Genomic DNA, 19,343 nt, shown 5'->3' on the forward strand with positions numbered 1-19,343 from the left:
CCCAAACCACGACAAAACTCCAAAACTCAACAGAACCTTTAGCAGGGCGAGACCGGCGGGCCGCCGATGCGCCTGAAATTTGCTCGCGCCTGTCCACCACAAAAGCCGGTGGAGTTCAAGGAAAAAAGGCAAACATCCTTACGATTCCGCGCTTCCTCGCAAGGTTTACGGAGATTCCTTGCCGGGCTCCTCCGACGGGGCCATCAATGTGGCCGAATATTGTTCAGCCAGCTTGCGCGCTTCATCCATTGTTGTTTCGTCCAGACTTTCGATAATCCGGTCGAGCGAGAAATCGGAAACACCCAAGGTGCGGGCAATCAGGTGCCAGCCCGCCGCGGCGGCAAAATCCTGTTCCCGACCACGGCCGTAGGCATAGGTCCGCGCCAGCCGGTTCATCGCGACCGGGTTGCCGGATGTGGCGGCCCGCTCGAACCAGTCGGCGGCTTCCGTCTCGTTCGGATCGACGCCTTTACCCTGGAACCGCAGAATGCCGTAGTAAACCTGCGCGGAGGTATGTCCGCGGCGGGCTGCACGGCCAAGCCAGAACGCACCCAGGCCTGGGTCGTTCAGCCCGGTCTGGGCTTCCAGATAGGAAAGGCCGAGCGCGTATTGCGCTTCCGGGTCGTTTAGCTGGGCGGCTTCTTCCAGAAGTTCTCGCGATTTCTTCTCGTCGAAGGGGCGGCCTTCGCCTTCCTCGTAGAGCAGGGCGAGATTGTAGAGCGCAGACGCATTGCCCGCGTTGGCAGCCTCTTCGAACAGGTCCGCTGCTTTCTTCTTGTCGACCTCGACACCGGTGCCGAGCAGATAGAGCTGGGCCAGCTGCATGGCAGAGCCGGTATCGCCCTTGGCAGCGGCCAGGCTGTACCAGTCGGCAGCCTTGGCCTTGTCCTGATGAATGCCGAGCCCGGCCTCGTGCAGCACGCCTAGCAGGGCCTGGGCGGCCTTGTCGCCCTGTTCCGCCAAAGGGGTCGCAAGACCGAGCGCGGTCAGGAACCAGCCGCGTTGAAAAGCGGTGTACGCGGTATCAGCGTTGGCGACTTCGCCTTCTTCCAGTTTCGGCGGACCCGCGTCGACAATGCTCAGCAGTGTCTTGTCCTTGGTCGTGACGTCGATCAGCACCGGTAACGGTTTGCCGTCCGGGCCAACAGGTACGTCCGGCTCTGGCGCCGCGTCACCGGCCTCTGTTGTTTCGCTGGTGCCGGTGTTGTCCTGGGCATTGGCCGGAGAAAACGACACGGATGACAGCATTCCAGCTGCCAGCAACCCTGCCGCAAGCAGAAAGGGGGCGTGAAGTTTCCGGCGTAGGCTCGTTTCAGGTGTCGGCATGCATCCAGCTCTCGCTATTCGACTTCAGGAAAGGGATGGGCGTCCAGAATACGATTGGCTTCGGCAATCACGGATGAAATATCCGTGTCCGATTGCCAGGCAGCATCCTTGAGGGCAACAAAATCTGCTCCGGTCGCGGCAACGTCTCCCAGAGTTTCAAGCGTGTTGCCGGCAAGTGCGACGCAGGGTGTTTCGAACAGTTCTGCCCACCAGGAGGCGCTGGACAGGGTCCTGTCATGGGCCTCGGCTTTTTCAGGCAGGTCCAGCTTGCCGAAGAAGATGTAGTCGACCCCGGTTTCGGCCCATTCCATGGAATCATGCTTCAGCTTCGTTCCGCCGGTGCCGACGATACGATCGGGCTTGAAACTTTCCACGGCCAGCTTCAGGTCTTCCAGCGAGGTGTCGACGTGGACGCCGTCGGCGCCACTGCGGCCGGCTGCCTGCGTATCGCGATAGACGATGGCCGCCGCACCACCTTCCTGGATGATCGGAACAAGTTCGCTGGCAGCGGCTTGCAGATCCTTGGTGCTGGCGCCAGGGCGGTAGATCATCACGCAAGCGATGTCGCCACCGGTGAAGGCCTGTTTGAGCTTTGCCGCCATGTCGGCGGTGTCAAATTCCGGCGGCGTCACGAGAAAGAGGCGGGGACGGTTCACTTGTGCGGTCCTGATTGATGTCTGATCGGGATTTTGTCCCTAAAGACGGCGAAAGAGGGACGCAAGGCCCCTCTTTCAATAAAGTGAAAGAATTTCTCTGCCGGTCCGGCCGAAAATCAGGCGATCTTCGGATCCAGTTCGCCAGTCTGATAGCGTTTCGCCATGTCGGCAAGCGTAACGATCTTCTTGATCTTGGACGCCTGGCCGGCCGTATTGAAGGCTTCCAGACGCTCGATGCACAGCTTCTGCATGGCATCGCGGGCAGGCTTCAGATATTTGCGCGGATCGAACTCGCCGGGGTTCTCGCTCAGGATCTTGCGGATCTGACCGGTCATCGCCATGCGGTTGTCGGTGTCGATGTTGACCTTGCGCACACCGTTCTTGATGCCGCGCTGGATTTCTTCCACCGGCACACCCCAGGTCTGCGGCATCTGGCCACCATACTGGTTGATGATGTCCTGCAGGTCCTGCGGCACGGATGACGATCCATGCATGACAAGGTGGGTCTCCGGCAGGCGGCGGTGAATTTCCTCGATCACATGCATGGCAAGGATTTCGCCGTCCGGCTTGCGGGTGAACTTGTAGGCGCCGTGGCTGGTGCCCATGGCGATGGCAAGAGCGTCGACCTTGGTTTCCTGCACGAACTTGACGGCTTCTTCCGGGTCGGTCAGCAGCTGGTCATGGCTGAGCTTGCCTTCCGCGCCGTGGCCGTCTTCCTTGTCGCCCATGCCGGTTTCAAGAGACCCCAGAACACCGAGTTCGCCCTCAACGGAGATGCCGCCCAGATGGGACATGTCGGTCACAGTCTTGGTGACACCGACGTTGTAGTCCCAGTTTGCAGGGGTCTTGCCGTCGGCTTCAAGGGAACCGTCCATCATCACCGAGGTGAAGCCGGCCTGGATGGCCGTCATGCAGGTTTGCGGAGCATTGCCGTGGTCCAGATGCACGCAGACCGGAATATGCGGATAGATTTCCACGACTGCGTCCATCATGTGCTTCAGCATCACGTCGTGGGCATAGGACCTGGCACCGCGGGAGGCCTGAATGATGACCGGGGCGTCGGTCTGGTCCGCCGCAGCCATGATCGCCAGTGCCTGCTCCATGTTGTTGATATTGAACGCCGGAACGCCGTAGTCGTGTTCAGCAGCATGATCAAGAAGCTGGCGGAGGGTGATACGTGCCATCAAAAATCTCCAGAGGGTCCGGTTCCAATGAGCCGACAAGGTTCGCGAAAAATCACGACACCTATTTTGCGGTGCGTCAAGTCCCGCTGGTTCTAACAATATTTGTGGCCATTTAAAGAGGGCCAGCTTCGCTTAAATCAATTAAAATACAAGGGTCTGCAGGAAATCGTGTTGGCAGATTTAATTTGCGGATCGAATTAAATTGAGGCGGTCGGCACTACCACCCGGCGAGTTTTAAACCGGCGAACTGATATCGACAAATGTTCCGGCCGGATCTCTGACAATCATCCGCATCTGGCCATAGGGCATTTCGCGAGGTGCCTCGACCACGTTCACACCGAGTGTCAGGGCACGCTCGTATACCGTTGAACAGTCGTCGACGACAAAGGTCAGGATTACTCCCGCGGTGGCGCGCTGGGCACGTGCTGGGACAATCTCGCTGGTCTGTTTCAGGATGCCCAGCTCGAGGGTCGGGTTATCGGCGTCGGCAAGGTTTACGAACCAGTCGGACACGAATTGCGGCTGCAGGCCCAAGAGGTCCTGATAGAAGGCCGCCGTTGCGGCGACCTCCTCGGTCAGGATGTTGGTGAAACAGCGTTGCATGACAGATTTCACCCCTCTTCGATGTCAGGCTTCGAGTGCCTTCACCCCCGGCAGTTCCTTGCCTTCCAGCCATTCCAGGAAGGCGCCGCCGGCTGTGGAGACATAGGAGAATTCGTCAGCCGCTCCCGCGTGGTTGAGCGCTGCGACGGTGTCGCCGCCACCGGCCACGGAATTCAGCTTGCCTGCCTTGGTGTTGGCAGCGGCATGCTTGGCAGCCGCAACGGTTGCGGTGTCGAACGGGGCGATCTCGAACGCGCCCAGGGGGCCATTCCAGACCAGGGTCTTGGCAGCATCGATCTTGGTTTTCACCGTTTCGATGGATGCTGCGCCGACATCGAGGATCATGCCGTCCGCCGGGATGGCGTCGAGCGAAACGGTTTCGTTGTCAGCGCCGGCCTTGAATTCCCTGGCAACAACGGCGTCGGCAGGCAAGACGATCTCACAACCCGCCTTGTCGGCTGCGGTCATGATGCGTTTTGCGGTTTCGGCCAGATCATGTTCGCACAGCGACTTGCCGACGTCCGTTCCTTGCGCGGCCAGGAAGGTGTTGGCCATGCCGCCGCCGATAACAAGCATGTCGACCTTGGCAACGAGGTTTTCCAGCAGATCGATCTTGGAAGAAACCTTCGCACCGCCGACAACGGCGAGAACCGGACGAACAGGATTGCCGAGCGCGGAGCCCAGGGCTTCAAGTTCCGCCTGCATGGTGCGGCCGGCATAGGCTGGCAGAAGCCGGGCAATGCCCTCGGTGGAGCCGTGGGCCCGGTGTGCCGCCGAAAAGGCGTCGTTGACATAGATGTCGCCATTGGCCGCCAGAGCCTTGGCAAAGTCCGGGTCGTTCTTTTCTTCACCGGCATGGTAGCGGGTGTTTTCCAGCAGCAGGACATCGCCATCGACCATGACGTCGACAGCATCCTTCGCCGCCTGGCCGATGCAGTCGTCTGCAAAGACAACGGGTCTGCCAAGCAGGCCGGCAACCGCCAGGGCGACCGGGCCGAGCGACATGTCGGCAACGCGTGCGCCCTTCGGGCGGCCGAAATGGGCGAGCAGGATGACCTTTGCCTTCTTGTCGGACAGTTCGCGGATGGTCGGCAGGACACGTTCGATACGGGTGGTATCGGAAACCTTGCCGCCATCCATCGGCACGTTTAGGTCGACGCGGACCAGAACGCGTTTGCCGGCAATGTCAGTCAGATCATCGAGAGTTTTGAAAGCCATTGATTTACCTGTTGGAAATCGCCCGTCTTCAAGGACGGCTGGAGTTGGTGGAAACGGCGATGCCGATGCCGAACAAGGTCAGGAGAATGCCGAAGGAACGTTCCATCCAGAGCTTGGCACGCATGAACTTGAGGCGTACGGCAGGAAGCGTGAAGAAGACGGTCACCAGAACAAACCACAGGAACACGCCGCCCGCCATGATCACGCCGTAACCGATCTGGGTCCAGAGCGGCGTTTCGGGAGACGTCACCTGCAGAAACACCGAAAGGGCGAACATGGTGGCTTTCGGATTGGTCACGTTGGTGAAGAAGCCCCAGCGAAGCGCGCGGAAGGGCGACATGCCGGACAGGGCACCGTCGGCCGGCATCTCCTTAGATGCCGTGCGGTACATGGTGACGCCCAGGAAAACGAGGTAGGCAGCGCCGATCAGTTTCAGCGCGTTGAAGAGCAGGATCGACTGGGAAACGATCAGGCCGATACCCGCCAGTGCGTAAGTGACGTGTACGCCGAGGGCCAGCGCGATGCCGAGCGCAGTCATGATGCCGGCGAGCCGTCCGCCGATGAGGGCATTGCGCAGGACAACGGCAAAGTCGGGCCCGGGAACGATTGCGACCACGACGGTCAGCGAAATGACGGTGAACAGTTCGAGCAAGCAGGGAACTCCGGGAAGGATAAGGATCGAACAGGGAGAGCTATCGATCTGGCGGTGATTGAAGGTTGGCCATCGTTTCGGACTTTTGGCCGTCAACATCCGGCTGCCAGGACCGTTTGGTGTTTCTTGCGGAGCGTTCCTTCGACCGTTCCACGAAATAGAAGCCGACGCCGATCAGGACAACAAATACGATCAGAAAAGTCAGCGTGGTCATGGCCAGGATCCTTCAATTGGACTCAGGAATTTCCAGCCGGGGAATCCGGCTTTCGCAAGACATCGGTATTGAGGCTGCCCATGTCAGGCTCATCGTCCTGATCTGAAGGGAACCGTTCGTTGTCCCTCTTCATATCGAGCCAGTAGAACCCGAAACCCACAAGGCAACCAACCGCGAACAACGACCCAAGAATGACCAGTAGAGCGGTCATGACGGCGTCTCCAGGATTGAACTGCAAGTCTGCAGCTCCAGTCTACATGACCTTTGCCCCGGGGCTATGCCTGAATCGAGAAAGTTTTTTGCGGCCTTGCCGGAAAGACATCCATACCGACAAAAAAGACGCCGGATGAACCGGCGTCTTTCGAAAGCAGGGATCAGATGAGCTTTGCCATCGCCACGGCCGTGTCGGCCATGCGGTTGGAGAAGCCCCATTCGTTGTCGTACCAGGACAGGATGCGCACGAAGGTGCCGTCCATGACCTTGGTCTGGTCGCAATGGAAGACCGAGGAATGGCTGTCATGGTTGAAGTCCATGGAAACCAGCTTGTCTTCGGTGTAGCCGAGTACGCCCTTCAGCTTGCCGTTTGCGGCTGCCTTGATGGCTTCGTTGATTTCCTCAACGGTGGTGTCGCGCTTGGCGATGAAGTTCAGGTCGACCACGGAAACGTTCGGGGTCGGAACACGAATGGCCACACCGTCCATCTTGCCGGCCAGGTCCGGCAGTACCAGACCGACGGCCTTTGCAGCGCCGGTGGAGGTCGGGATCATGGACATGGCCGCAGCACGGGCGCGGTAGAGATCCTTGTGCATGGTGTCCAGCGTCGGCTGGTCACCGGTGTACGAGTGGATCGTGGTCATGAAACCTTTTTCAATGCCGATGGTTTCATTCAGCACATAGGCGACCGGGGACAGGCAGTTGGTGGTGCAGGACGCGTTGGAAACGACTAGGTCGTTCGCGGTCAGCGCATCGTGGTTGACACCGTAGACGATGGTCTTGTCGGCGCCGTCGGCCGGGGCGGACACCAGAACGCGCTTGGCGCCGGCTTCCAGGTGCATGGAGGCCTTTTCCTTGGCGGTGAAGATGCCGGTGCATTCCATGGCAACTTCAACGCCGAGCTCGCCCCAGGGCAGTTCCTTCGGGTCACGGATCGCGGTCACCTTGATCGGCTTGCCGCCACCTACGGAAATGGTGTCGCCATCGACCTTGACCTCTGCCGGGAAACGGCCGTGCACGCTGTCGTAACGCAGCAGATGCGCGTTGGTCTCGACCGGGCCGAGATCGTTGATCGCAACGACTTCAATGTCGGTGCGGCCGGATTCGATGATCGCACGCAGCACGTTGCGGCCGATGCGTCCAAATCCATTGATTGCTACCTTGGTTACCATAATCCACTCCCGCAATCTTCGGTGTGCCTCAGAAGGGGCTAAACCGATTTAAAAACCACATAGTGTGGTCACTTGAAAAGCACTTGATGTGCCCGTAGGCCCGGCACCATAGGAGGAAGTCTTGGTGCCGGGAATTGATTTCGGTTAAACGCTGAGCTTTGCCTTGGCGGCTGCAACGACGGCGTCCGCCGTGATGCCGAAATGCTCGTAGAGTTCCTTGTAAGGCGCGCTCGCGCCAAAGCCGGTCATGCCGACAAAGATACCGTCCGCACCAATAAAGCGGTCCCAGCCCATGCGGATGCCGGCTTCAACGGCGATCTTGACCGGGCTGTTGCCGATGACGGCGGCCTTGTAGTCGTCTGACTGTGCTTCGAAGAGCTCGTACGACGGAACGGAGACCACGCGCACGGCGATGCCGGCCGTGCTCAGGTCCTTTTGCGCGTTGACGGCGATTTCGACTTCCGAACCGGTCGCGAAGATGGTCACGGCCGCGTCTTCGTCGCTGTCGATCAGCACATAGGCACCCTTGGCGCAGAGGTTGTTTTCCTCATAGGTCTTGCGCAGCGACGGCAGGTTCTGACGGGTCAGTGCCAGGACCGACGGTCCGTCGCGGTTTTCCAGCGACAGCTGCCAGCACTCGAGCGTCTCGGTGATGTCGGCCGGACGGAAGAAGGTCAGGTTCGGGATCGCGCGCAGGGCGGCGAAATGTTCCACCGGCTGGTGGGTCGGACCGTCTTCGCCGAGACCGATGGAATCATGGGTCATGACGTGAATGACCCGCTGGCCCATGAGGGCTGCGAGACGGATCGACGGACGGCAGTAATCGGAGAAGATCAGGAAGCCGCCGGAGTAGGGGATCAGGCCGCCGTGCAGAGCCATGCCGTTCATGGCTGCCGCCATGCCGTGTTCACGGATGCCGTAGTGGATGTAACGGCCGGAGAAATCGTCCGGGGTTACCGGCGCGGTTTGCGGCGTCTTGGTGTTGTTGGAGCCGGTCAGGTCGGCGGAGCCGCCAATGGTTTCCGGAACAACTTCGTTGATGATGCCCAGAACAGCTTCAGAAGCCTTGCGGGTCGCCATGGTCGGCTGTTCGTCGGCGAGCTTCTTCTTGTAGTCCAGAACGGCCTGGGTGAAGCCGGCCGGCAGGTCGCCACGATTGCGGCGCTCGAATTCGGCGCGGGTCTCGGCGTCAGCTTCGGCAAAGCGCTTCTGCCAGTCCTTGTGAGCCTGTGCGGAGCGAAGGCCGGCAATACGCCAGGCGTCCAGAATGTCGCTCGGAACTTCAAACGGCGCGTGCGGCCAGTTGAGCGCGGCACGGGTGCCGGAAATTTCGTCTGAGCCAAGCGGCGAGCCGTGAACCTTCGCGGTGCCAGCCTTGTTCGGTGCACCGAAGCCGATGGTGGTCTTGGCGGCGATCAGGGTCGGGCGGTCGCTGGCCTGTGCCTGGCGGATCGCTGCGGAAATGGCGACCGGATCGTGGCCGTCGACGCTGAGCGTGTTCCAGCCGGAGGCGGCAAAACGAGCCTGCTGGTCGGTTGAATCGGTGATTTCGACCTTGCCGTCGATGGAGATGCCGTTGTCGTCCCAGATGACGATCAGCTTGTTGAGCTTCAGGTGACCTGCCAGCGACAGGGCTTCCTGGCTGATGCCTTCCATGAGGCAGCCGTCACCGGCCAGCACATAGGTGTAGTGATCGACAAGATCCTCGCCGAAGCGGGTGGACTGCAGGCGCTCGGCGATGGCCATGCCGACCGCGTTGCCGAGACCCTGGCCGAGCGGGCCTGTGGTGGTCTCGATACCGGCGCCGTGGCCGTATTCCGGGTGACCGGCAGTGCGTGCGCCGAGCTGACGGAAATTCTTGATCTCGTCGAGGGAGAAGTCTTCATAGCCCAGCAGATACAGCAGGCTGTAAAGCAGCATCGAGCCGTGACCGGCGGACAGAACGAAGCGGTCGCGGTCGGCCCAGTTCGGGGATGTCGGATCGAATTTCAGGAATTCGGTAAAAAGAACTGTCGCGATATCCGCAGCGCCCATGGGCAGGCCGGGGTGACCGGAATTAGCCTTTTCCACGGCATCGATGGCAAGAAAGCGGATCGCATTTGCCATGCGCTGGTGTTTATCAAGATCGGTCATCGTGGTCCCGTTGCTTGCTTTGGAGCCCCCCTTGGCCGAAGCAGAGAGCCCGGCAAGGTTGTTTTGAGGTGCGTTGCTCAAGAATTAACATTCGTCAATCTCGAACAGGCGCCAGACAAATATCAGGAACGGCACCCGAGTCAATAAAGCTGGTTTGGGTCTTTTGAGGGCATTGCCGGGGAAGAATTTTTTCTTCCACGCGTTATAGAGTTGAGGATTCTGCCAATGGTGGCATTGACTGAGAGAAGTTGCGGTGCCTAAGCTCGACGCTCTAACAAAGATTTGCTTTTTCGCCGTGAAACGTGCTTTGCCGCGCATTCTCTGAAATGCCCGTAATTTGAGCAGCAACTCCAGGGTCGAAAGCGCCAAATCTCCAGTCTGACCTAGGAAGGAATGGGCGGACCGCCGCAGAAGAACGATTGGGACGACGTAATTAATGGCGGATGTCGACTGCATGGAAAAGACCAGCCTGGCCGATGCGGTAAAGCGGCTGGACAAAGCCGTCGGCAATCTCGAAGCGGCTGTCCAGCGCCGTCTTGATGCAGACAGGTCGCTCAATGCCCTGCAGGACGACCTGCAGCGGCTCGGCGAAGACCGTTCCCAACTGGCAGCCTCACTCGATGAAAGCGAAGCACGGGCTTCCCGGCTGGAAGAGGCCAACCGGGATGTCTCCCGGCGGCTCGTCTCGGCAATGGAAACCATCCGCAGCGTGCTAGACGCGCACGGAGGCTAGGCGCATATGGCTCAGATCACGGTTACCATCAACGGCAAGTCCTTCCGCATGGCCTGCGATGACGGCGAGGAAGAGCGCTTGATGGGCCTTGCTGCCCGTTTCGATGGCTGGATCAACGACTTGCGAGGCGCCTTCGGCGAAATCGGCGACCAGCGCCTGACGGTAATGGCGGGCATCATGGCGGCCGACCAGCTTTCGGAACTGGAGCGCAAGGTCGCCCGGCTTGAAGAACAGCTGGCCGATGCCAAGAAGCAGCAGGTGGCTGCGCTCGACAACATGAGCCAGAACGAGGAAGAGCTGTCGCGTGCCGTCAATACTGCCGCGGCTCGGATCGAAAGCCTTGCGGACGGCCTTTCCAAGAGCTTGCGGGCCCAGGACAACGCCTGAGGCGACTGCCGATCCGGCCAGACGGCCACGGAGAGTGCCCGCAACTTCGTTTGTGATGAAATCCATGCCGCACTGGTAATTGCCGTCGCACCGGATTATATGCGGTACTTGCGGCTGCCCGATACGTCAGGAACATTATCCCCGGGGCCTTACGCATTCCCTTGGGAGCTGTCCCTGCGCTGGGCCGTGGTCCGTTGCATACGGCGCCCACCTACATTGTAGGTTTCCCGGGATTGCAAATCCAACGGTCGGGCGGCTGCGCGTTTCTTCTTCAGGACGCGGGCCGATCCATTCTATTCGAGGCCCCATGACCGACCTTTCCTCCATTGCTGCCGAAAAAGACAGTCTTCGCAAGCAGGTGCTTGCCCGCCGCAAGGCAATGCCGGAGGTGGAGCGGATCGAGCACAGCCTGATGCTCAGCGATCACGCCGAAGATCTGCCGCTGCCGGCAGGAGCAGTTGTTGCAGGGTTCTGGCCGATCCGGGACGAAATCGACCCGCGCCCGCTGATGGACCGCCTGCGCCAGCTTGGGCACCCCCTGTGCCTGCCCGTGATGACCGGCCCGAGCCTCATCTTTCGCCGCCTGGAGCGGGATACGGAACTGGTTTCCGCCGGTTTCGGCACCTCCGAGCCCGGCCCCTCCGCCGAGGAAGTGCGCCCATCCGTACTTCTGATGCCGCTTGCCGGCTTTGACGGCAAAGGCACGCGCATCGGTTACGGCAAGGCTTTTTACGACATTACAATTGCGCAGCTGCAACACTCCGGCCCCCTTTTGTGCATCGGGCTTGCCTTTTCCGTGCAGGAGGTTGACCGCGTCCCCGCGGAAGCGCATGACAAGCCGTTGAATGGGATTCTGACCGAGCAGGGGTACCGGGCGTTCGGCTGACGGCGAAAGTGATCGCCGAAGCAGGCCGCCCAGTGAGGATATATGCGTATTCTGTTTCTGGGCGATCTTGTCGGCCGCGTGGGCCGTACCGCCGTCATTGAGCAATTGCCGGAGCTGGTGGAAAGCAACCAGCTCGATTTCGTGATCGTCAACGGTGAGAACGCTGCGTCCGGATTCGGCATTACCGAGACGATCCTGCAGGACGTTCTGGATGCGGGTGCCGACGTCGTGACCACCGGCAACCACGTCTGGGACCAGCGTGACACCCTGGTCTATATCGAGCGACAGGACAGGTTGCTTCGCCCGGTCAACTATCCCTCCGGAACGCCGGGGCGCGGCGCCCACCTCTTCACGGCCAGAAACGGCGCAAGGGTGATGGTGGCCAATGTGATGGGCCGCGTTTACATGGATGCGCTCGACGATCCCTTTGCCGCCATCGACAACGTCATCAACGGGTGTCCGCTTGGCGATGTGGCCGATGCCATCATCGTCGACATGCATGCGGAAGCCACCAGCGAGAAACAGGCCATGGGCCACTTCCTGGATGGCCGGGTCAGTCTCGTTGTCGGAACGCACACCCATGTGCCGACGGCCGATCACCAGATCCTGGAAAACGGCACGGCCTACATGTCCGACGCGGGCATGTGCGGTGCTTATGACAGCGTGTTGGGCATGGACAAGGAAGAGCCGGTCAACCGGTTCCAGCGCAAGATACCAAGCTCCCGGTTCACACCGGCTACAGGCGATCCGACCATCTGCGGTGTCGCCATCGAGACGGACGATCGGACCGGGCTTGCCGAGCGGGTTGCGCCGCTTCGCATAGGTGGCCGGCTGGAGCCTGTGATCCCGTCCTTCTGGCCGAACGGGGCCTGACCACGGCCGAGAATTTCTCTGCGCTGGATTTTCCGGGTCAACTTGCCTATAAGCGGCGCAGTTTTCACTGACATCACCTGTAAAGAACCGAGAAGAGCCATGGCAGGCCATTCAAAATTCAAGAACATCATGCACCGCAAGGGACGCCAGGACGCGGCCCGCTCCAAGATGTTCTCCAAGCTGTCCAAGGAAATTACCGTCGCCGCGAAGATGGGCGACCCGGATCCGGACGCGAACCCGCGCCTGCGCCTTGCCGTCCAGAACGCCAAGGCCCAGTCCATGCCGAAGGAAAACATCCAGCGGGCGATCAACAAGTCCCAGTCCGGCGATGACGACAACTACGAGGAAGTCCGTTACGAAGGCTACGGCCCGGCAGGTGTTGCCGTGGTCGTCGAAGCCCTGACCGACAACCGCAACCGGTCCGCCTCCAACATCCGCTCCTATTTCACCAAATGCGGTGGGTCGCTGGGGGAAACGGGCTCGGTCTCCTTCATGTTCGACCGTGTTGGCGAAATTATCTACAAGCCGGAAGCCGGTGAAGCCGATGCGGTTCTGGAAGCTGCGATCGAAGCCGGCGCGGAAGACGTTCAGTCCGACGAGAGCGGTCACACGATCTACACCGCCTTTGAAGATCTGAACGATGTCTCTGCCGCTCTGGAACAGGCACTGGGCGAAGCGGATTCGACCAAGATCATCTGGAAGCCGCAGAACCTGACGCCGGTCAATGCGGACAAGGCCCAGACTATGATGAAACTCATCGACATGCTGGAAGACGACGACGACGTCCAGAACGTCTACTCCAACTTCGACGTCGACGAAGAAACCATGGCCTCTCTGGCTTCCTGAGTAACACAGGATATGGATCTGAAAACCCCGGCCCTGCCGGGGTTTTTGTTTTGGCGTTCCTGAGGCTCGCGCCTTCCTTGAACCAAGGAGACCGATCGCATGTTCAATATCTTCGACCTGACGCAGAAAGACCCGAAAACCTTGCAGGAGCGTGCGCTGAAGCTGGCGGAGGAAGCCGGAGAGCTGGCGCAGGCCGTTCTTTCGGCAACGAAGGCGCCGGGCAGCGAATACAAGAACCAGACGCTGGCAGATGTCCGTGAAGAAGCCGCCGATGCTGCGATCGTGGCGATGAGCGTTCTGGCGCAGGCTTCTTCAAGCAGGGAAGAGTTCGAGGCGGAACTCACGCGGCTGATGGCGGAAAAATGTGCCAAATGGCAGGAGAAGCTGCAGGAAAAGCCTTTGGCCGAATAGGGTTTGCACCGCGTTTTTGGGACGGTTTTTGCCAAGTTGATCGGATGGCCCTAGCCACACTCAACCTCATCCTGAGGAAGCGCAAAGCGCTGTCTCGAAGGATGGGCTACATACTCCGGAACAAGAGGCCCATCCTTCGAGACGCCGCTTTGCGCTTCCTCAGGATGAGGGTGTCTGGGTGTTCCTCCACACTAACATAACGCCAAGAACCGCCTACCGGAAAAGCGGATCCAGCAGGGGCATGCTGGAGAGGGCGGCGAGGGCGATCAGGCCATAGGCGAGCTTGCGATAGAGTTTCGGGTCGGCGTGCTTGAAGCCGTTGGAGCCGAGATAGATCGCAAGGGCATAGACGGGGATCGCCATGATCAGGAGGTGGAACACTTCCAGCGTGAAGAAGCCGTTGAAGATATAGGCAACGAAGGTTCCGATACTCGCGAGCGCGAAGAACACGATCAGGTTGGCACGGACGATTGCCGGTTCCTTGGCGCTGGAGAGCCAGAAGGCAACCACTGGCGGGCCGGAGATCTGCGAGATGCCGCCGAGGATGCCCGCAACTGCGCCAACTCCAAGCGACACCGGCCTGGAGGGTTTGCGTTCATAGCGCCAGCCGGACACCAGCAGCAGTAGCAGTCCGGTCACGATTGCAAAGATCGTCCAGCGTAGAACCAGCACGTCCGCGTTGGCCAGAAGCCAGGCGCCGACGTGAACAAAGACCACGGCACCAACGACCGCGGGAAGCACTGTCGACCAGTTGCACAGCCTGAGCGCCCTGACCACCAAAGGCAGTGCGACAATGCCGTCGATGAACAGAAAGGTGGCAGCCGCGGTTGACGGCAGCATGACGCTGGCGGCCACCGGCATGAAGATCATTCCCGCACCGAACCCTGCAAACCCGCGCACGCAACCGGCCACAAACAGGACCACGGCGAGGAACACCAGAAGGCCGGGCGGAAAGGAGCTGAAGATGTCGGCCATGGGAACTCGCGGAGCGGACGGGATCAACAAGGGATTGGCCCGGCAGATGGCGAGCCTTGGCGGGGGAGGTGGCCTGCCGGTAGGGGCAAGGCCGGATTAAACACGTTGTGAGGTGTTTTTGACAGGCTTTCCGGTGGTAAGCCGCGCTTTGGCTGGCGTCAACGGGGAAGTTTTGTTACCGATTTGTTCCATGATACACGCGATTCGTTTGCTGGGCATCGACCCGGGGCTGCGGCGTACCGGCTGGGGCATGATCGAGGCGACGGGAAATCGCCTGTCCTTCATCGCTTCCGGTACGGTAACCTCCGACAACAAGAAGAGCCTGGCCGAGCGCCTGGTGCAGCTGCATGACGGCCTCAGCGAAGTCGTGCGCCAGCATGAACCGTCCGAAGCCGCGGTTGAACATACGTTCGTCAACAAGGATGCGGGAGCTACTCTGAAGCTCGGGCAGGCACGCGGGATCGCTCTGCTGGTGCCATCGCTCGCCGGACTTCCGGTTGCCGAATATGCGCCGAACCTCGTCAAGAAGACGGTGGTCGGGACCGGTCATGCGGAAAAGGAACAGATCCGGGCCATGGTCAAGGTTCTGATGCCGCGGGCCACTTTCAATTCGGACGATGCCGCCGATGCACTGGCAATTGCCATTTGCCATGCGCAGCACCGGTCCAACAGTACAGCGCGGCTTGCCGCCATGGGGGCAATATGATCGGCAAGCTGAAAGGCACCATCGACAGCTATGGCGAGGATCACGTGATCCTGGATGTGCACGGGGTGGGCTATCAGGTCCATTGTCCCTCGCGCATTCTGCAGGGTCTGCCGCGCGCAGGTGAAGCGGCTGTCCTTTTCATAGAGACAATCGTCCGTGAGGACATGATCCGGCTCTATGGCTTCGGGGTAGAGGCGGAGCGCGAATGGTTCCGTATCCTGATGACCGTGCAGGGTGTCGGCGCCAAGGTGGCGCTGGGCATTCTGGGGATCTTGAAGGCAAGTGAAGTCGCCAACGCGATTGCTCTTGGCGACAAGGCAACGATTTCGCGGGCGCCTGGTGTCGGCAAGCGTGTTGCCGAGCGCATCATTGCCGAACTCAAGGACAAGGCACCGGGACTTGCCACAGTGGACCAGGGCACGATAGCGGTTTCCCAGAACGTTGCCGACAACGTGGCTGCCCGGCCGGTGGCCGAGGCGGTTTCGGCGCTCACCAATCTGGGGTATGCACAGGCGCAGGCGAGTGGCGCCGTCGCAAAGGCCTTGCAGTCAGTCGGTGAGGACGCGACCACGGAAACGCTGATCCGCCTTGGCTTGAAGGAATTGGCCGGATGATCGCCGTTACCTATGGCATCATTGCCGTCGTGTTCGTGGTTCTGGGGATCGGCGGTATCATGTACCTCGATCACCGCTTCAGTGCCTCGGTGGGGGATCGTCCGTTTACCGTCAACGGACGCCGTGTGGAGTCGGACGACCCGTTTGTCCTGCGCCAGTTCAAGAAATTCTATGCACTCCGGGTGGCCTATTCCCTGGCTCTTCTGGTGTTGCTGTTTGTGGTCGTAAGCCATGTCGGATGACACTCGCATCGTGACGCCGGAAATCCGGGGGGACGAGATCGATTCAACCATGCGCCCCCAGGTGCTGGATGATTTTGTCGGTCAGGCCCAGGCGCGCGCCAATCTGAAGGTCTTTATCGGTGCGGCGAAGGCGCGGGGTGAGGCGCTGGATCATGTCCTGTTCGTCGGGCCTCCCGGTCTCGGCAAGACGACGCTGGCGCAGATCATGGCACGCGAACTGGGGGTCAATTTCCGGGCGACCTCCGGTCCTGTCATTGCCAAGGCGGGCGACCTTGCGGCCCTTCTGACCAACCTGGAAGAGCGCGACGTCCTCTTCATCGACGAGATCCACCGGCTCAATCCGGCAGTCGAGGAAGTGCTTTATCCGGCGATGGAAGACTTCCAGCTCGACCTGATCATCGGTGAAGGACCGGCTGCGCGTTCAGTCAAGATCGACCTGGCGAAGTTCACGCTCGTTGCAGCGACGACGCGGCTGGGCCTCTTGACCACTCCGCTGCGCGATCGCTTCGGCATTCCGGTCAGGCTGCAGTTCTATACGGTTCCGGAGCTGGAGCACATCGTCAAGCGTGGCGCCGCCATTCTCGGCATCGGCATGGTTGAAGACGGTGCCCGCGAGATTGCCAAACGCTCCCGTGGAACACCGCGTATCGCCGGGCGACTGCTGCGGCGGGTAAGGGATTTTGCCATTGTCGCCGGCGTCGAGCGGGTCGACAGGGAACTCGCCGACAGGGCGCTTCTGCAGCTGGAGGTCGATGGTGCCGGGCTCGACAGTCTAGACCGTCGCTACCTGAGCCAGATCGCGGTGAATTTCGGTGGTGGGCCTGTCGGGATCGAGACCATTGCGGCAGCACTTTCCGAGCCTCGTGATGCGATCGAGGAGATCGTCGAACCCTACCTCATCCAGAACGGATTTCTGCAGCGGACGCCAAGGGGACGTATCCTGACGCCGATGGCGTTCGAACACCTGGGTCTCGCGGCCCCATCCAGACCGGATGCTCCGCAAATGGGACTGTTTACCGATCCCGAATAGTTTACGTAGTATTTATAAGACAAGGTCTTGTCGGTTACATCCAGCTCTGCATAGCGATTAAGCATTTATTCGCGAATCCTGACGTATCGTCGCGTTAACTATGCGGGGGAAACCATGCGGAAGCGCCTTTCATCTAAACTGGCTTTAATGTTTTTAGCCGGCGCACTCACTATGTGCGTGGCAATTGTCACGGTCACGTCGACCATTTCGCGGGATGTTGCAAACGGTCAGGCAGATGCCGGCCTGCAAAGTGCTACCAAGGCGAAACAGAAGGTTATTGAACTCTCCCTTGGGCAGGTGAAGGACAGCGCTGCGTTCTTCTCCACGCTGGAAGGCGCCAAGGACAGCCTGATGAAGACCATGGTCGGGTGGAAGAACCTGAAAGATGGGCAGAAAAACGTCGAGGAGAGCCAGAAGGAGAGCCCGAAGAAGCTTCTCCGCAGGATCTTCATCACCGACAATCCGCACCCTGAAGGTGAGCGGCACCTCCTGGTGGAGCCGGAAGAGTCCAACTACTACGTCAACAACCACAAGGTCGTTCATCCGATCTACCAGGAACTTGTTGATCAAGGCCTGTTTTCCGATGCCGCGCTGGCCAATCCGGACGGGTTCATCACCTATTCCTATCGCAAGGGACCGGAATTCGCTTTCCACCTGGAGGATGCCGAAATCCAGGGGCATCCGGTGCAGATCGCCATGGGCAAGCTGTTCGAGGCCTCGAAAAACGAGACGCTGGCTGCCGGGCAGATCTATTCCTCGGGCTTTGTGACCACCGAAGACGGTACCGTCTCGGAAGTTCTCGCGGTGCCGGTGTTCTATCTGGACCGGTTCTTCGGCGCGATTGCGTTCACGACCAACATGGAGCATCTGGCCGGATTGCTGAACGAGAAGACCGGCCTCGGCGACAGCGAGCGCATCTTCCTTGCCGATTCCGATGGCAAGCTGGTTCAGCTCGACGACATGGGCCGCGCAAGCGCCGTCCACATGATCTCCGATATCAAGGTCAACGACCGGCTGATCCGCCTGGAAGACGGTGACTACCGCTTCGCGGAAGCAAGCAACACGTTTGTCGGTTCGCCCTTCGGTGTTGTCGATGCCGTCAAGCAGACGGAACTGTCGGCTGCCGCCGATCGCATCACCTATGGTGCGATCATTTCCGGTTTCCTCTGTCTGGTTCCGATCGTCGGCCTGATCTGGTGGGTAACCCGGCGCATGTTCGCTCCCATGGAACGCCTTGCCGTCGCGGCGCGCAAGATCGCCGACGGCGACCTGGAAGTGGGTGTCGAAGCAACCGAACGCCAGGACGAGATCGGCCGCATGGCGCGCTGTATCGAAGTGTTCAAGGACAGTTCGATCGAACGCGAGCGTCTGGCATCCGAGCGCAAGGTTGGCCACATCGCCCGCGAGCAACGTGAAAAGACCATCGATGCGCTGATCGCCGCATTCCGCGCCGAGTCGCAAGCGGTTCTGGAACTGGTGGAAACCAATATTGCCCGTGTGGAAGAAGTCTCTTCCGCCCTCAGTCACCGGTCCACTGCCGCGTCAGACCAGGGGCAGACCGCGGTGTCGACTTCGGAAAACGCTTCCTCCAACGTTCAGGCGGTTGCCTCCGCCACCGAGGAACTCAACGCGTCGATTTCGGAGATTTCCCGACAGGTCGAAACCACGGCAAGCATCGTGGCCCAGACCACCACCGCCGCGCAGAGCTCCAATTCCAAGATCTCCGGCCTTGCGGAAGCGGCCAACAAGATCGGCGATGTCGTGTCGCTGATTTCAGAGATCGCCGAACAGACCAACCTGCTGGCGCTGAATGCGACGATCGAAGCCGCACGTGCAGGCGATGCCGGCAAGGGCTTTGCGGTCGTTGCCTCCGAGGTCAAGTCGCTCGCCGGCCAGACCGCCAAGGCAACGGAAGAAATCTCCGCGCAGATCGCGGCAATCCAGGCCTCCACCACCGAAGCGGTGGAAGAGATTGCCCGGGTGTCGGAATCAGTCGAGGAGGTCAACTCCTACACCACCACGATTTCGGACGCCGTGCAGCAGCAGGGCGCTGCCACCGGTGAGATTTCCAGAAACGTTGCAGAAGCCGCGGAAGGTACCCGCAGCGTTGCAGAGACAGTGGCATCGCTGAACGAAGGCGTTGCCGAAAACTCGGAAGCGGTTGGCGACATGCTGAACGCGACCATCGAGATGAAACAGCAGGCGGAACAGCTTCGTGCGTCCGTCGAGAAATTCCTCTCCGAGGTTGCCGCTGCATAAGATCCGGCCT

The 19,343-nt window shown here is 60.2% G+C and carries 23 protein-coding genes and 1 other RNA gene; 12 read left to right on the forward strand and 12 right to left on the reverse strand.

All coding sequences use genetic code 11. The features are described 5' to 3' along the window. Positions 1-165: 165 nt before the first annotated feature. From FIV05_RS10740 to FIV05_RS10785, 11 genes are all read right to left on the reverse strand, one after another. Complete coding sequence (locus FIV05_RS10740; RefSeq protein ID WP_152509547.1) at positions 166-1,326, reverse strand: tetratricopeptide repeat protein; 1,161 nt, start codon at positions 1,324-1,326, stop codon at positions 166-168. A 14-nt stretch (positions 1,327-1,340) separates the two neighbouring features. Then, positions 1,341-1,982 (reverse strand): thiamine phosphate synthase, encoded by a 642-nt coding sequence (locus FIV05_RS10745; protein WP_152509548.1) that lies wholly within the window; start codon positions 1,980-1,982, stop codon positions 1,341-1,343. Positions 1,983-2,098: 116 nt separating this feature from the next. Beyond that, entirely contained in the window at positions 2,099-3,166 is a 1,068-nt protein-coding gene (gene fba, locus FIV05_RS10750) for a class II fructose-bisphosphate aldolase (RefSeq protein ID WP_152509549.1), read from the reverse strand. 234 nt (positions 3,167-3,400) lie between these two features. Further along, the gene (locus tag FIV05_RS10755) at positions 3,401-3,769 is read right to left on the reverse strand and encodes a VOC family protein (RefSeq protein ID WP_075282841.1); all 369 of its coding nucleotides are present in this window, start codon (positions 3,767-3,769) and stop codon (positions 3,401-3,403) included. 24 nt (positions 3,770-3,793) lie between these two features. After that, the gene (locus FIV05_RS10760) at positions 3,794-4,987 is read right to left on the reverse strand and encodes a phosphoglycerate kinase (RefSeq protein ID WP_152509550.1); all 1,194 of its coding nucleotides are present in this window, start codon (positions 4,985-4,987) and stop codon (positions 3,794-3,796) included. A 28-nt stretch (positions 4,988-5,015) separates the two neighbouring features. Continuing rightward, positions 5,016-5,639 (reverse strand): LysE family transporter, encoded by a 624-nt coding sequence (locus tag FIV05_RS10765; protein ID WP_152509551.1) that lies wholly within the window; start codon positions 5,637-5,639, stop codon positions 5,016-5,018. A 40-nt stretch (positions 5,640-5,679) separates the two neighbouring features. Next, entirely contained in the window at positions 5,680-5,853 is a 174-nt protein-coding gene (locus FIV05_RS31575; RefSeq protein WP_023003470.1) for a hypothetical protein, read from the reverse strand. Between the two features lie 22 nt (positions 5,854-5,875). Continuing rightward, positions 5,876-6,064 carry a hypothetical protein gene (locus FIV05_RS10770; protein ID WP_023003469.1) on the reverse strand — a complete coding sequence of 63 codons (189 nt, stop codon included), beginning with the start codon at positions 6,062-6,064 and terminating at the stop codon, positions 5,876-5,878. 163 nt (positions 6,065-6,227) lie between these two features. After that, positions 6,228-7,238 (reverse strand): type I glyceraldehyde-3-phosphate dehydrogenase, encoded by a 1,011-nt coding sequence (gap, locus tag FIV05_RS10775; protein ID WP_077291767.1) that lies wholly within the window; start codon positions 7,236-7,238, stop codon positions 6,228-6,230. A 144-nt stretch (positions 7,239-7,382) separates the two neighbouring features. Continuing rightward, on the reverse strand, positions 7,383-9,371 hold the full coding sequence (tkt, locus tag FIV05_RS10780) for a transketolase (RefSeq protein ID WP_152509552.1): 1,989 nt from the start codon (positions 9,369-9,371) through the stop codon (positions 7,383-7,385). 84 nt (positions 9,372-9,455) lie between these two features. Next, complete coding sequence (locus tag FIV05_RS10785) at positions 9,456-9,740, reverse strand: hypothetical protein (protein ID WP_077291768.1); 285 nt, start codon at positions 9,738-9,740, stop codon at positions 9,456-9,458. A gap of 85 nt (positions 9,741-9,825) precedes the next feature. On the opposite strand from FIV05_RS10785, the gene FIV05_RS10790 reads away from it, so the two are divergent. The 7 genes from FIV05_RS10790 to FIV05_RS10820 all read left to right on the forward strand — a co-directional run bounded on the left by FIV05_RS10790 (position 9,826) and on the right by FIV05_RS10820 (position 13,507). Then, positions 9,826-10,104, forward strand: coding sequence for a DUF4164 domain-containing protein (locus FIV05_RS10790; RefSeq protein ID WP_023003460.1), 279 nt, complete (start codon positions 9,826-9,828; stop codon positions 10,102-10,104). Positions 10,105-10,110: 6 nt separating this feature from the next. After that, positions 10,111-10,491, forward strand: a complete 381-nt coding sequence (locus FIV05_RS10795) for a cell division protein ZapA (protein WP_023003457.1) — start codon at positions 10,111-10,113, stop codon at positions 10,489-10,491. A gap of 108 nt (positions 10,492-10,599) precedes the next feature. Further along, positions 10,600-10,754, forward strand: a non-coding RNA gene (ssrS, locus tag FIV05_RS10800) — 6S RNA. 44 nt (positions 10,755-10,798) lie between these two features. Further along, the gene (locus FIV05_RS10805) at positions 10,799-11,377 is read left to right on the forward strand and encodes a 5-formyltetrahydrofolate cyclo-ligase (protein WP_152509553.1); all 579 of its coding nucleotides are present in this window, start codon (positions 10,799-10,801) and stop codon (positions 11,375-11,377) included. 42 nt (positions 11,378-11,419) lie between these two features. Continuing rightward, positions 11,420-12,250 (forward strand): TIGR00282 family metallophosphoesterase, encoded by an 831-nt coding sequence (locus FIV05_RS10810; RefSeq protein WP_055661200.1) that lies wholly within the window; start codon positions 11,420-11,422, stop codon positions 12,248-12,250. Between the two features lie 99 nt (positions 12,251-12,349). After that, on the forward strand, positions 12,350-13,096 hold the full coding sequence (locus FIV05_RS10815; protein ID WP_023003451.1) for a YebC/PmpR family DNA-binding transcriptional regulator: 747 nt from the start codon (positions 12,350-12,352) through the stop codon (positions 13,094-13,096). Positions 13,097-13,195: 99 nt separating this feature from the next. After that, entirely contained in the window at positions 13,196-13,507 is a 312-nt protein-coding gene (locus FIV05_RS10820; protein WP_023003450.1) for a MazG-like family protein, read from the forward strand. 213 nt (positions 13,508-13,720) lie between these two features. Here FIV05_RS10820 and FIV05_RS10825 read toward each other — a convergent pair whose 3' ends face one another. Continuing rightward, positions 13,721-14,482 carry a sulfite exporter TauE/SafE family protein gene (locus FIV05_RS10825; protein ID WP_152509554.1) on the reverse strand — a complete coding sequence of 254 codons (762 nt, stop codon included), beginning with the start codon at positions 14,480-14,482 and terminating at the stop codon, positions 13,721-13,723. A gap of 190 nt (positions 14,483-14,672) precedes the next feature. Between FIV05_RS10825 and ruvC the strand changes: the two genes are divergently transcribed. From ruvC to FIV05_RS10850, 5 genes are all read left to right on the forward strand, one after another. Beyond that, positions 14,673-15,188 (forward strand): crossover junction endodeoxyribonuclease RuvC, encoded by a 516-nt coding sequence (gene ruvC / locus FIV05_RS10830; protein WP_062487062.1) that lies wholly within the window; start codon positions 14,673-14,675, stop codon positions 15,186-15,188. Then, on the forward strand, positions 15,185-15,802 hold the full coding sequence (gene ruvA, locus FIV05_RS10835) for a Holliday junction branch migration protein RuvA (protein ID WP_062487064.1): 618 nt from the start codon (positions 15,185-15,187) through the stop codon (positions 15,800-15,802). The genes ruvC and ruvA overlap by 4 nt, the downstream gene beginning before the upstream one ends. Beyond that, positions 15,799-16,044: a hypothetical protein gene (locus FIV05_RS10840; RefSeq protein WP_023003446.1), complete on the forward strand. Its 246-nt coding sequence runs from the start codon at positions 15,799-15,801 to the stop codon at positions 16,042-16,044. The genes ruvA and FIV05_RS10840 overlap by 4 nt, the downstream gene beginning before the upstream one ends. Further along, complete coding sequence (gene ruvB / locus FIV05_RS10845) at positions 16,034-17,074, forward strand: Holliday junction branch migration DNA helicase RuvB (RefSeq protein ID WP_023003445.1); 1,041 nt, start codon at positions 16,034-16,036, stop codon at positions 17,072-17,074. Before FIV05_RS10840 ends, ruvB begins: the two co-directional genes overlap by 11 nt. 171 nt (positions 17,075-17,245) lie before the next feature. After that, entirely contained in the window at positions 17,246-19,333 is a 2,088-nt protein-coding gene (locus FIV05_RS10850) for a methyl-accepting chemotaxis protein (RefSeq protein ID WP_209009933.1), read from the forward strand. The last annotated feature ends 10 nt before the right edge of the window (positions 19,334-19,343 follow it).

The organism is Labrenzia sp. THAF191a (assembly GCF_009363335.1).
Taxonomy (GTDB): Bacteria; Pseudomonadota; Alphaproteobacteria; order Rhizobiales; family Stappiaceae; genus Roseibium; species Roseibium algicola.

Bases quoted from the DNA above. Each gene is read 5' to 3' on its own strand.
- tkt (WP_152509552.1), bottom strand. From the start codon at position 9,371: ATGACCGATCTTGATAAACACCAGCGCATGGCAAATGCGATCCGCTTT.
- gap (WP_077291767.1), bottom strand. From the start codon at position 7,238: ATGGTAACCAAGGTAGCAATCAATGGATTTGGACGCATCGGCCGCAAC.
- FIV05_RS10840 (WP_023003446.1), top strand. From the start codon at position 15,799: ATGATCGCCGTTACCTATGGCATCATTGCCGTCGTGTTCGTGGTTCTG.
- FIV05_RS10790 (WP_023003460.1), top strand. From the start codon at position 9,826: ATGGAAAAGACCAGCCTGGCCGATGCGGTAAAGCGGCTGGACAAAGCC.
- FIV05_RS10740 (WP_152509547.1), bottom strand. From the start codon at position 1,326: ATGCCGACACCTGAAACGAGCCTACGCCGGAAACTTCACGCCCCCTTT.
- FIV05_RS10760 (WP_152509550.1), bottom strand. From the start codon at position 4,987: ATGGCTTTCAAAACTCTCGATGATCTGACTGACATTGCCGGCAAACGC.
- FIV05_RS10795 (WP_023003457.1), top strand. From the start codon at position 10,111: ATGGCTCAGATCACGGTTACCATCAACGGCAAGTCCTTCCGCATGGCC.
- FIV05_RS10805 (WP_152509553.1), top strand. From the start codon at position 10,799: ATGACCGACCTTTCCTCCATTGCTGCCGAAAAAGACAGTCTTCGCAAG.
- FIV05_RS10815 (WP_023003451.1), top strand. From the start codon at position 12,350: ATGGCAGGCCATTCAAAATTCAAGAACATCATGCACCGCAAGGGACGC.
- FIV05_RS10820 (WP_023003450.1), top strand. From the start codon at position 13,196: ATGTTCAATATCTTCGACCTGACGCAGAAAGACCCGAAAACCTTGCAG.
- fba (WP_152509549.1), bottom strand. From the start codon at position 3,166: ATGGCACGTATCACCCTCCGCCAGCTTCTTGATCATGCTGCTGAACAC.
- FIV05_RS10755 (WP_075282841.1), bottom strand. From the start codon at position 3,769: ATGCAACGCTGTTTCACCAACATCCTGACCGAGGAGGTCGCCGCAACG.
- ruvA (WP_062487064.1), top strand. From the start codon at position 15,185: ATGATCGGCAAGCTGAAAGGCACCATCGACAGCTATGGCGAGGATCAC.
- FIV05_RS31575 (WP_023003470.1), bottom strand. From the start codon at position 5,853: ATGACCACGCTGACTTTTCTGATCGTATTTGTTGTCCTGATCGGCGTC.
- ruvC (WP_062487062.1), top strand. From the start codon at position 14,673: ATGATACACGCGATTCGTTTGCTGGGCATCGACCCGGGGCTGCGGCGT.
- FIV05_RS10810 (WP_055661200.1), top strand. From the start codon at position 11,420: ATGCGTATTCTGTTTCTGGGCGATCTTGTCGGCCGCGTGGGCCGTACC.
- FIV05_RS10850 (WP_209009933.1), top strand. From the start codon at position 17,246: ATGTGCGTGGCAATTGTCACGGTCACGTCGACCATTTCGCGGGATGTT.
- FIV05_RS10825 (WP_152509554.1), bottom strand. From the start codon at position 14,482: ATGGCCGACATCTTCAGCTCCTTTCCGCCCGGCCTTCTGGTGTTCCTC.
- FIV05_RS10770 (WP_023003469.1), bottom strand. From the start codon at position 6,064: ATGACCGCTCTACTGGTCATTCTTGGGTCGTTGTTCGCGGTTGGTTGC.
- ruvB (WP_023003445.1), top strand. From the start codon at position 16,034: ATGTCGGATGACACTCGCATCGTGACGCCGGAAATCCGGGGGGACGAG.